This window comes from Labrys sp. LIt4, assembly GCF_017813775.1.
GTDB lineage: Bacteria > Pseudomonadota > Alphaproteobacteria > Rhizobiales > Labraceae > Labrys > Labrys okinawensis_A.
In genome coordinates this window covers 482,863-496,067 of the sequence record NZ_JAGIPY010000002.1, presented here as the reverse complement: position 1 = coordinate 496,067, position 13,205 = coordinate 482,863, and the positions used below count along the sequence as shown (strand labels likewise).

Sequence of the window (13,205 nt, the reverse complement as noted above, 5' to 3'; positions counted from 1 at the left end):
GATGTTCCACGTATCTCCACAGGGCTGAGAGATGCGGGACGCTTGGGCCCATCCCGGATGCAAGCCTCAGCGTGATGAGTTCCGGCCGGCTGACAGGGAAGCCGCCCGACGCTCCAATCGCCGAACCCAGAGCAAAGCGCGTTCATGACTGAACGCTTGTTTGCTCCGGCTCCTTGGTTAGACGCGTCTTTGCGATTCGAGGTGACTCCGTCAAATCGCAAAACGCTATTGAAGCGGTCTGTCCGCATCACACGAGCTGGCCGGCATTTTGGTGCCGTACCAGGATTGTGCTTGAGCTGCCATGATCATTGTTGAGATACCCTGGATCGACCCCCTCGAAGCTGCGGCCGCCATGGCCAGCCAGCCGCGACTGGCCCTGCTCGACAGCGCCATGCCGCATGAAACGCTGGGCCGCTGGTCCTATCTGGCTGCCTCGCCCTTCGGCCTATTCCAGGTCGTCGACGGCATTGCACGCTGGAACGATGCCGCCATCGCCGGCGCGCCCATGGAGGCATTGCGCCATCTGCTGCGGCAGCATGCCCGGCCGGCAATGCCGGGAGCGCCTCCCTTCACCGGCGGTGCGATCGGCAATTTCGCCTATGAAGCGGGTCATCTGTTCGAGCTCTTCGGATCATCGGTTCCTGCCGCCGCGCCCGGCAGCCCCCAGATCGATCTGCCCTTCTACGACCGCCTCCTCGCCTTCGACACCATCGAGAAGCGTGCCCTCGTCATTGCGCCTGACCGGGCTTGCGCCGAACGTCTCATCGAGGGGCTCGAAGCCAAGCCCCGCCAGGCGTCGGCGCCGAGCGCATTGGCTTGGCGCGACAGCCGCAGCCGGAGCGAGTACGAAGCGGAGGTCGCACGCGTGGTCGCCTATATCCGCGACGGCGATATCTTCCAGGCCAATCTCTCCCATCGCTTCAGCGCCACGCCCCAGCACGGCGCAGACCCGCTGGCGACCTATCTCGCCCTGCGGCGGTCCAATCCGGCGCCGTTTGCCGCCCTGCTGGTCGATGGGGAACGTTTCATTGCCTCCACCTCTCCCGAGCGCTTTCTGCGTCTGGATGCCGGCCAGGACGGCGGCAGGGTCGAGGCCAGGCCGATCAAGGGCACCAAGCGCCGCTGCGCCCATGCCGCCATGGACATCGCCATCGCCCAGTCGCTCGCCCGCAGCGAGAAGGACCGGGCCGAGAACATCATGATCGTCGACCTCCTGCGCAATGATTTGTCGCGCGTGTGCGAGGCCGGCAGCGTCGAGGTTCCCCTGCTGTGCGGCATCGAAACCTATGCCTCGGTGCACCACCTGACCTCGGCGGTGACGGGCCGCCTGAAGGCGGGGCTCGACGTTACCGACCTGATCGCGGCCACCTTCCCGGGTGGCTCGATCACCGGAGCGCCGAAGATCCGCGCCATGGAGATCATCGGCGAACTCGAGCGCGAGCCGCGCGGCGCCTATTGCGGTGCCATCGGCTGGATCGGCTTCGACGGCGCGGCCGATCTCAACATCGCCATCCGCACCCTCAGCTATGACGGCAAGGACCTTTCGGTCCGGGCCGGAGGCGGCATCACGCTGCTCTCCGATCCGTTCGCCGAATATGACGAGACCCTGGCCAAGGCCGAGCGGCTGATCGCGGCCTTCGAGGATCCCGCCCGCGCGGAGGAAGCGGCATGATCCTGATCGTCGACAATTACGATTCCTTTGTCTTCAACGTCTCCCGCTATTTCGAGGAGGCCGGCGCGAGAACCCGTGTCGTCCGCAACGATGCCGTGAATGCCGATGATGTCCTCCATCTCGGCGCGAAGGCCCTGGTGTTCTCGCCGGGGCCGAAGGCGCCGCGCGATGCCGGGGCTTCGCTCGACCTGATCAAGCTCTTTTCCGGCAAGCTGCCCATTCTCGGCATCTGCCTCGGCCACCAATGCATCGGCGAGGTCTTCGGCGGGCGCACCGCCCATGCCCGTACGCCCATGCACGGCCGCGCCTCGCGCATCGAGCATCAGGGCGGCGGCCTGTTCGCCGGGCTCCCGCAACCCTTCGAGGCGGCGCGCTATCATTCGCTGATCGTCGAAATCGACGAGGATGGCCCGCTCGAGGTCACCGCGCGCAGCGACGAGGGCGAGATCATGGCGCTTACCCATCGCCTGCACCCCACCTTCGGCGTGCAATTCCATCCCGAGTCGATCCTGACCCCACAGGGACATCAGATCATCCGCGCGTTCCTGGATCGCGTGCAGTGAGCTTCTTTCTTCATCGTCTCCTGGCGGGTGACACCGCCGGCCTCCCCCAGGTCGACTCTCCCTTGGTCAGTGCCCTCGACCGCGGTTTCCAGCTCGGCGACGGCGTTTTCGACACCATGAGCTGCTTCAAGGGACGCCCCTTCGCACAGGAGCGCCACCGTGCCCGCCTCGTGCGCCATGCCGCAGCCATCGGCATCGACGTCGATCCTGCCCGGCTCGAGGAGGCGCTTGGCGGTGTGCTGAACGATTTGGGCGAACGCCATGCCATCCTGCGCACTACGGTGACGCGGGGACAGGCTGCCCGGGGCCTGTGGCCGCCGCCAGGCAGTCAATCGCCGAGTAATCCGCCCACCATCCTGGTGACGGCCCAGCCCTGGAGCACCGGCCTCGTCGGCCAGCCCGCACACCTCGCCGAAGCCGAGTTGCCGCGCAACCAGTTCTCGCCGCTCGCGCGCCTGAAGTCCCTCAACTATCTCGAGAACATCCTGGCCGCCCGCCGGGCCGCCGAGGCCGGTGCCGACGATGCCCTTATCCGCAACCTGGAGGGCAACGCCGTCTCATCCACCATCGCCAACCTCTTCGCCATCATCGATGGCCGGTTCGTCACCCCTCCCTGCGCCGATGGCTGCCTCGACGGCGTCATGCGGGCCCTTGTGCTGGAGGAAGCGGAAATCCTCGGCTTCGAGACCGCCGAGGCCAGCCTGACACCAGCCCTGATGGAGCGGGCCCAAGCCTTGTTCCTCACCAATTCCGTACGCCTGATCCGTCCGGTTTCGGCCCTGGGCAAGCGGAGCATGGCCCCGTCACCCCGGGCAGCCTCGTCCATCAACCGCCTCTTCAACGCCCTCCTGGCCCGCATCGAACACGACACCGGCGCGCGCCTGGAGGTAGCCCTTCCCATCCAGTGAGCAGTGTTTCCATGATCTACGTCGCCCTCGGTGCCAATCTTCCGTCCTCCGAAGGAGCTCCCCGGGAAACCCTCCGCCGGGCCGTCTCTGCCCTGGCCGCCCGCGGATTGACGATTTCGGCGCGTTCACGCCTGTTCCTGACCGAGCCGGTGCCGCGCTCGGACCAGCCCTGGTATGCGAACCAGGTCATCGCCGTCGAGAGTGCCCTTACGCCGCATCAGATTCTTTCCGTCCTGCTCGACGTCGAATTGCAGTTCGGACGCGAGCGCAGCGAACGCAATGCCGCACGCACGCTGGATCTCGATCTGATCGGCTACGGCAGCGAAATCATCGACACGCCAGACCTGGTGGTGCCGCATCCCCGCATGCATGAACGGGCCTTCGTGCTCGCGCCCCTCGCCGATATCGCACCGGGCTGGCGTCATCCCGTCAATGGCGAAACCGTCAGCCTGATGCTGGCACGCAGCGACCGCGCCCATGTACGGGCCCTCAGGACGGTGCCGCTGCTGATGGGCATCGTCAACGTCACGCCCGATTCCTTCTCCGATGGCGGGCGTTATGACAACGCCGAGACGGCCATCGCCCATGCCCGCCAGCTGATGGAGGAAGGGGCCGACATTCTCGACATCGGTGGCGAGTCGACGCGTCCGGGTGCCACTCCCGTCGACATCGAAACCGAATGGCAGCGCGTCGGCCCGGTGATCGAGGCCCTCGCCGAGGAGGCCAAACGGCGCTATCGCCTGATCTCCATCGATACCCGCCACGCCGAGATCATGGCGCGCGCACTCGCGGTCGGCGCCACCATGATCAACGATGTCACCGCCCTGGATGATCCGGCCAGCCGCAGGGCCGTCGCCGATCATGATGTCCCCGTGGTGCTGATGCATATGCAGGGCGATCCGCAGAGCATGCAGGTCAACCCTGTTTATGCCGATGTGGTGAAGGATGTCTGCGCCGAGCTCAGCTTCAAATGCGAACGCGCCATCAAGGACGGCATCGCCGCCTCGCGCCTGTGGCTCGACCCCGGGATCGGCTTCGGCAAGACCATGGAACACAACCTCGCTTTGCTCGACGCCACGCCGCAATTGCGCGCGCTCGGTTTTCCCGTGCTGATCGGAGCCTCGCGCAAGATCTTCATCCGCGGCGTCGATCGCCATGGCCCGGCCTCGGAACGCGTGGCCGGATCGGTTTCCGCCGCTCTTTCCGCCGCCCAGCGCGGCGCCGACGCAGTGCGCGTTCATGACGTCGCGCAGACGCGGCAGGCCCTGGCGGTGTGGAGCGCCGTCGAGGGGCAGGCGATGAGCTGATTTAACGTGTTTTCCAGAAAAGCCGATCGACTTTTCGATTGAGAAACCGCGTCAAAACAAAGAGTTAGAGCAAAAGACCATTCGAAGATAGGTCATTTTTTCTCTAAGTTCAGACGACTCGGCGCAGCCGCGGCTGCCGGTCGAAAAAGCGAAAGAGAACCAGGCCTGCCAGAAAGCCGCCTATATTGGCCGGCCAGCCGGGCACCACCTGTGACGTGGTAAGGATCAGCGGGCTCACGGCGTTCCACGCCGTGATGAAGGCGAAGACAGCGAGCCAGATGCGCACATTCTGGTCTGCCAGGGCGTCGCGCAAGGTCCAGGCCGGCTTGCGAAAGGCCGCGCCGCCGGCGACCCGAAACGCCGCCATCGCCGACCCGCCCTTGAAGAGAAAATGGATCGAAGCTGCGAACAGGCCGGACAAACCACCGCCCGCCCCGACCATGGCGGCTGCGCTGCCCCAGTAGAACAACAGGCAGGTAAACGAGCCTGCAACGGTGCATAGAGCGGTGAAGACCAGAAAACGCCAGGTGCCGAAGCGCCAGGCCACGGCGGCCCCCAGGATCAACAGTGCCGCCCCGTTGATCATCAGAGTGCCCGGATCGGACTGGAGAAAGAAACAGGTCAGGAACCCGGCAATGTCGGCAATATGCCCGCCAGGCCAGGCAATGCTCTCCGCGAATGACGGATCGTAGCGCAGCGGCGTAAAAGCGAAAACCCCGACCAGCCAGGCGCTCCAGCTCACGGGCATTACCGCCCGCGCAATGTGAACAATGACGATGAGGCCGGTGAGCAGCAGGACGACCGCCGGGACGTTGAAGGCCGCTGGCGGGTCGATATTGCCGCGCGATTTCAATGACAAAGAAGTATCTCCTGAAGCAGGAAGCAAACCATGGCCAGCCACCCCGCCATTCTTAACATCGATTCGGCACCATTAACCTTTTGTTAACATTAATAATTCGTTTCCAGCCGGTAACCATCCTGCCCTCTGCCGTCAGCTCCCTCGCCGGTGCTATCGTCGCCTTCTCGCCGGCCTGAGACGGACGGGAGCGCGTTCGGGTCGCGCGCATGACTCGAAAAATCGCAGGACGCCCGAGACCATCCTTCGGTTTGGCTCGGAAACAGAGAGTTAGAGCAAAAGCGATCAGCCATGAGCGCGCTTTGCTCCGGGGGTGGCAGACCAATGAAGAATACGGCGACACGCGACCTCTACGGCTATTGGGATCAGTTGCGCGGCCAGAGGCCGGCCCCCGAACGCATCGACATCGATCCGGCCGCCATCCGACGCGTGCTCGGCGATACCTTCATTGTGGAGATCGATAGGAATCGCAGCTTTCCTTTCCGGCTGGCCGGAACCCGCATGTGCGCCTTGCTGGGCCAGGAACTGCGCGGAGCTTCCCTGCTGGATCGCTGGAGCGATCGAACCGGCCTGGCGGACCTGCTGACAGCGGTATCGTCGGACCTGACGGCGCGGGTGGTCGCGCTGAACGGCAGCACGCTGCAAGGTCATTGTCTCGATTTGGAACTGCTGCTTCTGCCGCTCCATCATCGCGGCAAGGCCAATTCGCGTATCCTCGGCAGCCTCACACCAGGCGAGGCCCCCTATTGGATCGGCCTGCATCCCATTTCGCGTTTCGACATCATCTCGGTGGAGGAAATCCCGGCGACGTCGCGTATCCAGCGCCGTGCGGCTCTGCCCACCGGCACCCGCCGTTATGGCCATCTCACCCTGGTCGAGGGCGGCAAGGCCAGCGCCTGACCGGTCAATGCAGCCGATAGGCCTGATCGCGCAACGAACCCGCCCGGCTGCAGCGAAGCAAGGCGCCGCCAACCCCGTCATCGGACAGGCGATCGCGAATGGCGGTGAAACGATCCAGTTCGTGATGGTAATCGTCGGCGAGGGTCTGCCAGTCCTCGACTTCTTCGAGCCGGGACGCCGCGAAGCGATCCGCTGCGGCTGCCATATCGGCATAGGCCAAAGCGACCGGCGAGGTGCGGAACAGGGTGATTTCGTTCAGGGAAACTTCGCCGGTATCGAGATCGCGAGCCTGGACGAGAAAGCCGTCAGACTGCGCGATGACTTCGTAGCACCAGCCCTGCCCTTCTGTACTTGCGATCAACATGGCTTCCTCCATCCACTCAACTTACGGCCATGATGCCAGAGCGGTGAAACTTCGAAGTGCCATCCTGCACACGTCATGGTTAACGCTTGATAACGAATAACGTTCAGGTAAGCGGCGATTGCGTGCCATAATGACGCATGGAGTGTGACTATAGCGTGAACACGCCTTGCAGCTGTCGCGAAGCTATTCGCGAGCCATAACGGCTTCCAGGCTCAGACGAGGCCGATGGTGCGCAACTCGCGCTGCAGCTCTATCGGCAGGTCGGCATCGGCCGAACCGGCAGTGGCAAGATCGGGCGGGGCATCGGCCGCGCTGAGGTAGCGCCAGCCCTGGAACGGGCCGCGCGGACGGGGATCGACCGCGACGACCACCGGATCGAGCACGATATCGCAGCGCGAGATGCCGTCCTCGTCACGGCGCGCCCGCAAATCCGTAATGCGCTGACGGCAGGACACGATGCCCTTGATCACCCAATAGAGCGAGCCGCCGCCAAGGATCGCCTCGCGATTCTTCGGCATCATGCGGGTGGTATGGATCTGTTCGCCTGCCAAGCGCAAGCGCAGGGCGATCCATTCTTCCAGGTCGGCGATCGATTCGGCGCCGACACACAGCTTGATCAGGTTGAGGCTCATCACACTGAATCGATGTCGACGATCGTTTCGGTTTCCTCGAGAGCGGCCGCCTCCCACTCACGCCACATCGGCGTCGCCATCACTGCCTCCATATAGCGGCGTACCGCAACCGGCACCTTGATGTCATAGGCGTGAAGCCGATTCACCACCGGTGCCCACATTGCATCGGCATTGTTGAAATCCGCACCGAACAGGAAATCGCCGCCGCTGCCGAAACGCGTGCGGCAATCGATGATGAGATCCACCACTCTTTCCACGCTGGCCCGCGTTTCGTCGTCGAGCGCAATCGCTTTGGGCTGGCGCTTGATGTTCAACGGGCAGTTGCGGCGCAGCGGCAGGAAACCGGCATGGATCTCCGCGCTGATGGCGCGGGCATGAGCCCGGCTCTCGCGATCCTCAGGCCAGAGCTTCGGCGCGATCTCGGCCAGATATTCGAGGATGGCGATGGATTCGTGCACCATGATGTCGCCATGGATGAGAATGGGCACCTTGCCGGCTGCCGAAGTCGCCTTGATCATCGCGGAGGTCTCGGGATGACGCAGCCAGATGATCTGCTCCTCGAAACGGATGCCGGCCGACTTCGCCGCCAGCCAAGGGCGCATGGACCAGGAAGAATAGTTCTTGTTGCCGATGATCAGTTTCAAGGGGGCGTACTCCAGCACGGGCCGCACCATGCCGCCTCCAGCTTGGAGGTGCAAACGGAGATTTGCTTTCGTCAACATGCCCTATGACAACGCGGTTTAACGACCCTGGTGCCAAACATCCAGTTGCAAGCTGGCGGGAGCGCCTTCATTGTCCCACCCACGAACTGCAATGCATCTGAGAGTCGTGCCCATGAAGAAAATGCTCTTGCTTGCCGGTCTGCTCACCCTCCCCCTGGCAAGCTGCGCTGTACCTGGTGATGGTGGTTCCGATCGGCCTTATTACAGTGACCCCGGCTATTATGGCGGCGGTTATTATGGTGATGATCGACGCTATCGCCGCCATGGCCGGCCGCGCCCCGGCAGACCAGACCCCGGCCCCGGTCGCTTTTTCCCCGGCACTCCCGGCACGCCGCCTGGTGGAACACCGGGATCGGGCTTGGAGCCTGGCGCGACACCGGGATCTGGAGGAAGGGTGTTTCCACGCCCGACGACTTCTGATGTCGGTGCTTCTCCTGGCCTGTCCCGCCCGGGATGGTCGGCACCGGCACCTCGGGTCGAACCGCCATCACCGGCTGCTCCAAGCGCCCCCCGCATCGAAAGCCCTTCACCGGCTCCCGCTGCACCATCCCCCAGCAAACCCGCACCAAGTGGCGGTTGCGCACCCGGCAAATTCCTCTGCTAGACGATTGCTTCGCGGTGGCCGGTACTCTCTTCAGACATCGGCCACCAACGCGGAGAATCGATCGAGAAACGAATAGTGCGTTTGCCAAGAAGCGCCCAACACAGCTCTCCCATCCAGATCGTGAGTTCAATGGTAGACAAGGACGCCCTCGAACAGACGGCCCTCCGCCTGATCGCAACCCTGCCGGTGGGCAAGACCCTGGCTCCGGCGGACATCGCGCAGGAGGTCGGCGGCAAGGCCGCCGATCAATGGGGGCCCCTGATGCAGCCACTGCGCCGTATCGTGGTGCGCCTGGCCAAGGAAGGCCGGCTGGTGATCTATCGCAAGGGCGCGCCGGCCGATCCCGACGATTTCAAGGGCGTCTACCGGCTCGGACCGGTACGGATCGACTAAGGAGAAGCATTATAGGCGCTCCCAACGGCATTGAACCTCAATTGGCGGCGATACTGCCGGTGGCGATGTTCTGGGCCAGGAAGTCTTGCCATTGCTGCTCGGAACCGGCAAAGGCGTTACGGTCGACCTGGCCCTGGACTCCAGGCACCGAACCGGTGGCCGTGTATTGCCAGAAAGCCCAGGACCGCTTGCCGTAGCGCCCGGAAGGATGGCCTTTCACCGAGCGCACCCAGAAGGGATAGTTCTCCAGTTCGCCGGTCAGGATCTCGCGGTGGAAATCCACCGTGGTGTAGATGATCGGCTTCTTGCCATAGAAGCGCTCCATCTCCCGCAGGAAGACCGCCATGTCGGCATGGATCTTCTCGGCCGGCGGGCGCAGCTTGCAGGTCGGCGAGAGATGGTTCCACTCCATGTCGAGGACCGGCGGCAAAGCGTCGCTCGCCGGTGGCACATGAGTCTTGAACCAGGCGACCTGATCCTCCACCGGCCGGCAGAAATAATAGAAATGATAGGCGCCTGTGGGTATGCCCGCGGCGCGGGCTCCTTCCCAATTGGCCTTGAATTTGTCGTCGAGGCGATCACCGCCTTCGGTCGCCTTCAGATAGGCGAAGCGCACGCCTCCGCGGGCTGCAGCGTTCCAATCGATGACGCCCTGATATTTCGAGACGTCGATGCCGTGAACAGGAAATCTGCTCGCCTCGGGATAGGCCTGCTGGACGGTCGAGCAGGCGCTGAGCAACAGCACGCCCGCTGCAATCAATCCGCGTTGCATGAAGCGCGACAGCGATCGCATTGTGATACCCATTTTGAATGGCGGTTACGCCCGGCACTTCAACGACTGGAAACACAGGGTAGAGAGAGAAGCTTAACCGCTTCTCACTGTCGACAAGAATCTTTGAAGACTCGGCTCGCAAACACGCTTATCAGGCGAATCATCCCTATTACCGGTCAAATCCTATCATGAAAGTCTCGGCCCTAAGCAAACTCCTCGTGATTGAGCCACGGGCGCGATCGCGAGGGGCCTGCAAGGCATCGAATATTTGCGGAACTTCCCGGCTAGGCCCATCCCTGCGTCTTGCCGGGACGTTCTGCTTGGCCGCCCTTGCTTGCGCCCTGCCTGCTTCCAGCCTCGCAGGCTGCCCACCGGAGGCGCTGGGCGTGTCGCGCACGCTGCCCGTCGGCACCGTCGGCGGCGGCGCGGTGGGCCTCAAGACCTATCCCCAGACCTTGCGACTGGCCCCGGGAGAGGTTGTGCTGACCTTCGACGATGGGCCGATGCCGGGGCGTACGGAGAAGATCCTCGACGCTCTTTCGAACCAATGCGTCAAGGCCACCTTCTTCATGATCGGCCGCAACGCCGCTTCTGCCCCGGCTCTAGCCGCTCGGGTCGCGAAAGAGGGACATACCGTCGCCTATCATTCGATGACCCATCCCGTCCTGCGGCGCCTGCCCTTCGAGCGGGCCCGCGCCGATATCGAGAACGGCTATCATGCCGTCGACAAGGCGGTATGGGGCGTCGCGCGGGAACGCCCGCACCAGCCCTTCTTCCGCTTTCCCGGCTTTGCCGACTCCCCTGCCCTCAACCAATGGCTCGCCTCGCTCGACGTCGTGGCGTTCGGCGCCGATTTGTGGGCAAGCGATTGGGAGCCGGAAACACCGCAGGAAGAACTCGAGCTGGTGCTCGGGCGGCTCGAGAAGAACAAGGGCGGCATCGTGCTCCTGCACGACATCCAACCGCGCACCGTGGCGATGCTGCCCCAGTTTCTCCAGGAACTAAAAAGGCGCGGCTTTCGAATCGTGCATATCGTGCCGGGTCCCGGCGAGCTCGAAACCAAGCCCGCGCCTGCCGGCTGGTTCTCCCAGACCGAACGCATCCTTGCCAATCAGGGCAAGCCTGCCGGCCAGCCAAGGCGCGCGCCGCCGCACTAGGTCCAGGGCAAACAAAAGGGCGATCCATCGCTGGATCGCCCTTTTGGAGCTTTGCTCTAATATGGTGCGGTCAAGAGGACTCGAACCTCCACTGGTCTCCCAACTACCACCTCAAGGTAGCGCGTCTACCAATTCCGCCATGACCGCGGTTGCTGCACAAGGCCGGCTCGCAGAACGCGCTGCCGTGTGAAGCGGGGCATCGTCTAACAGATCGATCACAGGGCAGCAAGGGCAATTCACGCTTTTCCTGCACTTAGCATGCAAGGCCTTGTCGAAGCGCCGAAATCCGCCGATATGAAGGGCTCTTCCCCCGATTGGAACCGATCCAGTGACCAGCCGCAACACCATGGACCACAGTTTCCTGCCTAACGGCGATTCTCCGCCGGTGGAATGGCGGGTGATTGCGGGCCTCAGTCCCTATGAGGAAACCATTGCGGCCATGGAGGCCAGGGCAACGGCGATCGCCGACGGAACGGCCGGCGAGTGCGTCTGGCTGCTCGAACATCCGCCCCTCTATACCGCTGGCACCTCGGCTCGACAGGAGGATCTGGTCGCCCCGGATCGTTTCCCGGTGCACCAGACCGGGCGCGGCGGGCAATACACCTATCACGGCCCCGGCCAGCGCGTGGCCTATGTCATGCTCGATCTCAAGCGCCGCCGGCAGGACGTTAGGCGGCTGGTGACGGCGCTGGAGGCTTGGCTGATCGATACGCTCTGGGCCTTTCACGTCCGGGGCGAGCGCCGCGAGGATCGGGTCGGTGTCTGGGTGAGGCGCCCCGAGCGCGGCGAAACTGCCGAAGACAAGATCGCCGCCATCGGCATCCGTCTCAAGCGATGGGTCTCCTTCCACGGCATCGCCATCAATGTGGAACCCGATCTCGACCATTTCTCCGGCATCGTGCCGTGCGGGGTCCGCGACCATGGCGTGACCAGCTTGGTCGATCTCGGCTTGCCGGTGACGCTGGATGATGTCGATCTCGCCTTGCGCCAGAGCTTCGAACCTATCTTCGGACCGACGTGCCTGCCGAGGCAAGAAATCGAATCCGAAAACGCCGGCAAGGCCCTGGCCTGAGAGGATTTTGCGCCTACCAGCTGGTTTTCGCGCTGGAAGCGAGCCCGTTGCCGGGAATGATCGCCAATGCGATCAGCCAGCCGACCATCGGGCCGCTGAACAGGCCGAATGTCGCCAGGGCCTGCTGCCAGGAAGCAAGAGCCCCCCGGTCGAGAAAGAAGATCGCAATCGCGACGGCTAGCAGATAGAGGCTCAGAAAGGCCGGGATCACCAAGCCGGACCAGCCGAAATCATGCAGGCGCTTGCGCGAGAGGCAGATGGCCGACCAGGCGATGGCCGCGACGAAGGCGAAGGAACCCAGGCCATAGGGGCCGCTCCAGCCCTGCATGGCATGATGACCGCCGACCGCGAGCGCGGCCAGCAGCACGACGCCGGCGGTGAAGGCAACGCGATCGATCGCACCGGACGGTGAAAGCAGCAAACGCAGGATGACGACTGACAGCATTGTCCTGACAACGCACTGAACCCAAGCTGGATATGCTTTTAACATCCGCGGGTTAACGCAGCGTTTCGAGGTTCAGATTCCGGTTCATGGTCCCTCGCCTCCTTACAGGCGGCCCGTCGCCACCCGCATCTTGTCGGCCAAGCCGCCGCCGATTCGGCGATAGAGAGCATGCGCGATCTGCTCGTCCCGCTTGCAGAGCGCCTTGAGCTTGGCCTGATCGAAGGCCAGGACGCGCACGGCATTTTCCGTGATCACGGTGGCGGTCGCCGGCACGCCCGTAGCGAAGGACACGTCTCCGACGAAAGCCCCGGCGCCGACATGGGCGACCAGCTGGTCGCGCACGCGCACTTCCGTCTGCCCTTCGCAGATGAAAGTGAGTTCATGCACCGGATCGGCCTCGGTGGTCACCACCGAGCCAGGCTCCAACGTGCGCCATTCGGCCGTTCGCAAGAGCTGGGCGATCTGAGCCTTATCGAGGTCTCCGACGATCGGCTTGATGAAAGCCTGTTCGTCGGCCGAGAGCTTCAGGCTGAACCGGTCGCGCAGGAGAATGCCGAGTTGCACCAGATTGATCAGGATGAAGGCACTGTCCCAGGCGATCGATGGCCAAACCGCGGAGCCGCTAAACAGGAAATAGAGGACCTCCAGGGCAATGCCCACCACCGCCGCCAGCCGCAGCCAGAAGATGTTGGTCAGGAGATAGGAGACAGCGATGATGGCATAGGCGATGTGGCCGGGGAGCGCGCCCCAGCTGAAGAACTGGTCCCAGACGCTCAAACCCACTCCCCCTCGACCGCGAATGCCGGAATGTCAGAAAAGCACGATTTCTTCGAAACGA

At 63.6% G+C, this 13,205-nt stretch carries 15 protein-coding genes and 1 tRNA gene; 8 read left to right on the top strand and 8 right to left on the bottom strand.

The window, feature by feature from the left end:
* Positions 1-301: 301 nt before the first annotated feature.
* The 4 genes from pabB to folP are packed head-to-tail and all read left to right on the top strand — an operon-like array spanning position 302 to position 4,450.
* Positions 302-1,672, top strand: coding sequence for an aminodeoxychorismate synthase component I (gene pabB / locus J8I29_RS05245; protein ID WP_209430850.1), 1,371 nt, complete (start codon positions 302-304; stop codon positions 1,670-1,672).
* Entirely contained in the window at positions 1,669-2,235 is a 567-nt protein-coding gene (locus tag J8I29_RS05240) for an aminodeoxychorismate/anthranilate synthase component II (protein WP_209430849.1), read from the top strand. The genes pabB and J8I29_RS05240 overlap by 4 nt, the downstream gene beginning before the upstream one ends.
* Positions 2,232-3,143 (top strand): aminotransferase class IV, encoded by a 912-nt coding sequence (locus J8I29_RS05235; RefSeq protein ID WP_209430848.1) that lies wholly within the window; start codon positions 2,232-2,234, stop codon positions 3,141-3,143. Before J8I29_RS05240 ends, J8I29_RS05235 begins: the two co-directional genes overlap by 4 nt.
* An 11-nt stretch (positions 3,144-3,154) precedes the next feature.
* Positions 3,155-4,450, top strand: coding sequence for a dihydropteroate synthase (gene folP, locus J8I29_RS05230; RefSeq protein ID WP_209430847.1), 1,296 nt, complete (start codon positions 3,155-3,157; stop codon positions 4,448-4,450).
* 109 nt (positions 4,451-4,559) lie between these two features.
* On the opposite strand, the gene J8I29_RS05225 is transcribed toward folP, so the two are convergent.
* Complete coding sequence (locus tag J8I29_RS05225) at positions 4,560-5,309, bottom strand: rhomboid family intramembrane serine protease (protein WP_209430846.1); 750 nt, start codon at positions 5,307-5,309, stop codon at positions 4,560-4,562.
* 321 nt (positions 5,310-5,630) lie between these two features.
* Between J8I29_RS05225 and J8I29_RS05220 the strand changes: the two genes are divergently transcribed.
* Positions 5,631-6,206 (top strand): PAS domain-containing protein, encoded by a 576-nt coding sequence (locus J8I29_RS05220; RefSeq protein WP_209430845.1) that lies wholly within the window; start codon positions 5,631-5,633, stop codon positions 6,204-6,206.
* A 4-nt stretch (positions 6,207-6,210) separates the two neighbouring features.
* On the opposite strand, the gene J8I29_RS05215 is transcribed toward J8I29_RS05220, so the two are convergent.
* From J8I29_RS05215 to J8I29_RS05205, 3 genes are all read right to left on the bottom strand, one after another.
* Positions 6,211-6,570 carry a hypothetical protein gene (locus tag J8I29_RS05215; RefSeq protein WP_105862662.1) on the bottom strand — a complete coding sequence of 120 codons (360 nt, stop codon included), beginning with the start codon at positions 6,568-6,570 and terminating at the stop codon, positions 6,211-6,213.
* Between the two features lie 212 nt (positions 6,571-6,782).
* Positions 6,783-7,202: a DUF1489 domain-containing protein gene (locus J8I29_RS05210; protein ID WP_105862661.1), complete on the bottom strand. Its 420-nt coding sequence runs from the start codon at positions 7,200-7,202 to the stop codon at positions 6,783-6,785.
* The gene (locus tag J8I29_RS05205; RefSeq protein WP_209430844.1) at positions 7,202-7,876 is read right to left on the bottom strand and encodes a glutathione S-transferase family protein; all 675 of its coding nucleotides are present in this window, start codon (positions 7,874-7,876) and stop codon (positions 7,202-7,204) included. Before J8I29_RS05205 ends, J8I29_RS05210 begins: the two co-directional genes overlap by 1 nt.
* Before the next feature lie 781 nt (positions 7,877-8,657).
* Here J8I29_RS05205 and J8I29_RS05200 point away from each other — a divergent pair.
* Positions 8,658-8,921 carry a DUF3253 domain-containing protein gene (locus tag J8I29_RS05200; RefSeq protein WP_105862658.1) on the top strand — a complete coding sequence of 88 codons (264 nt, stop codon included), beginning with the start codon at positions 8,658-8,660 and terminating at the stop codon, positions 8,919-8,921.
* Between the two features lie 37 nt (positions 8,922-8,958).
* Here J8I29_RS05200 and J8I29_RS05195 read toward each other — a convergent pair whose 3' ends face one another.
* A complete protein-coding gene (locus tag J8I29_RS05195; RefSeq protein ID WP_245196672.1) occupies positions 8,959-9,714 on the bottom strand; it encodes a glycoside hydrolase family 25 protein in 756 nt (251 codons plus the stop codon).
* Between the two features lie 299 nt (positions 9,715-10,013).
* Here J8I29_RS05195 and J8I29_RS05190 point away from each other — a divergent pair, with 299 nt between their 5' ends.
* Positions 10,014-10,850 (top strand): polysaccharide deacetylase family protein, encoded by an 837-nt coding sequence (locus J8I29_RS05190; protein ID WP_245196670.1) that lies wholly within the window; start codon positions 10,014-10,016, stop codon positions 10,848-10,850.
* Between the two features lie 62 nt (positions 10,851-10,912).
* On the opposite strand, the gene J8I29_RS05185 is transcribed toward J8I29_RS05190, so the two are convergent.
* Positions 10,913-10,997 (bottom strand) — tRNA-Leu (locus tag J8I29_RS05185).
* A 181-nt stretch (positions 10,998-11,178) separates the two neighbouring features.
* On the opposite strand from J8I29_RS05185, the gene lipB reads away from it, so the two are divergent.
* Complete coding sequence (gene lipB / locus J8I29_RS05180) at positions 11,179-11,922, top strand: lipoyl(octanoyl) transferase LipB (RefSeq protein ID WP_209430842.1); 744 nt, start codon at positions 11,179-11,181, stop codon at positions 11,920-11,922.
* A gap of 13 nt (positions 11,923-11,935) precedes the next feature.
* On the opposite strand, the gene J8I29_RS05175 is transcribed toward lipB, so the two are convergent.
* Both J8I29_RS05175 and J8I29_RS05170 read right to left on the bottom strand, forming a co-directional pair.
* Positions 11,936-12,367, bottom strand: a complete 432-nt coding sequence (locus tag J8I29_RS05175) for a hypothetical protein (protein WP_105862656.1) — start codon at positions 12,365-12,367, stop codon at positions 11,936-11,938.
* 102 nt (positions 12,368-12,469) lie between these two features.
* A complete protein-coding gene (locus J8I29_RS05170; RefSeq protein WP_209430841.1) occupies positions 12,470-13,144 on the bottom strand; it encodes a cyclic nucleotide-binding domain-containing protein in 675 nt (224 codons plus the stop codon).
* Positions 13,145-13,205 lie beyond the last annotated feature (61 nt).

Bases quoted from the DNA above. Each gene is read 5' to 3' on its own strand.
- pabB (WP_209430850.1), top strand. From the start codon at position 302: ATGATCATTGTTGAGATACCCTGGATCGACCCCCTCGAAGCTGCGGCC.
- J8I29_RS05240 (WP_209430849.1), top strand. From the start codon at position 1,669: ATGATCCTGATCGTCGACAATTACGATTCCTTTGTCTTCAACGTCTCC.
- folP (WP_209430847.1), top strand. From the start codon at position 3,155: ATGATCTACGTCGCCCTCGGTGCCAATCTTCCGTCCTCCGAAGGAGCT.
- J8I29_RS05220 (WP_209430845.1), top strand. From the start codon at position 5,631: ATGAAGAATACGGCGACACGCGACCTCTACGGCTATTGGGATCAGTTG.
- J8I29_RS05215 (WP_105862662.1), bottom strand. From the start codon at position 6,570: ATGTTGATCGCAAGTACAGAAGGGCAGGGCTGGTGCTACGAAGTCATC.
- J8I29_RS05210 (WP_105862661.1), bottom strand. From the start codon at position 7,202: ATGAGCCTCAACCTGATCAAGCTGTGTGTCGGCGCCGAATCGATCGCC.
- J8I29_RS05205 (WP_209430844.1), bottom strand. From the start codon at position 7,876: ATGGTGCGGCCCGTGCTGGAGTACGCCCCCTTGAAACTGATCATCGGC.
- J8I29_RS05200 (WP_105862658.1), top strand. From the start codon at position 8,658: ATGGTAGACAAGGACGCCCTCGAACAGACGGCCCTCCGCCTGATCGCA.
- J8I29_RS05195 (WP_245196672.1), bottom strand. From the start codon at position 9,714: ATGCGATCGCTGTCGCGCTTCATGCAACGCGGATTGATTGCAGCGGGC.
- J8I29_RS05175 (WP_105862656.1), bottom strand. From the start codon at position 12,367: ATGCTGTCAGTCGTCATCCTGCGTTTGCTGCTTTCACCGTCCGGTGCG.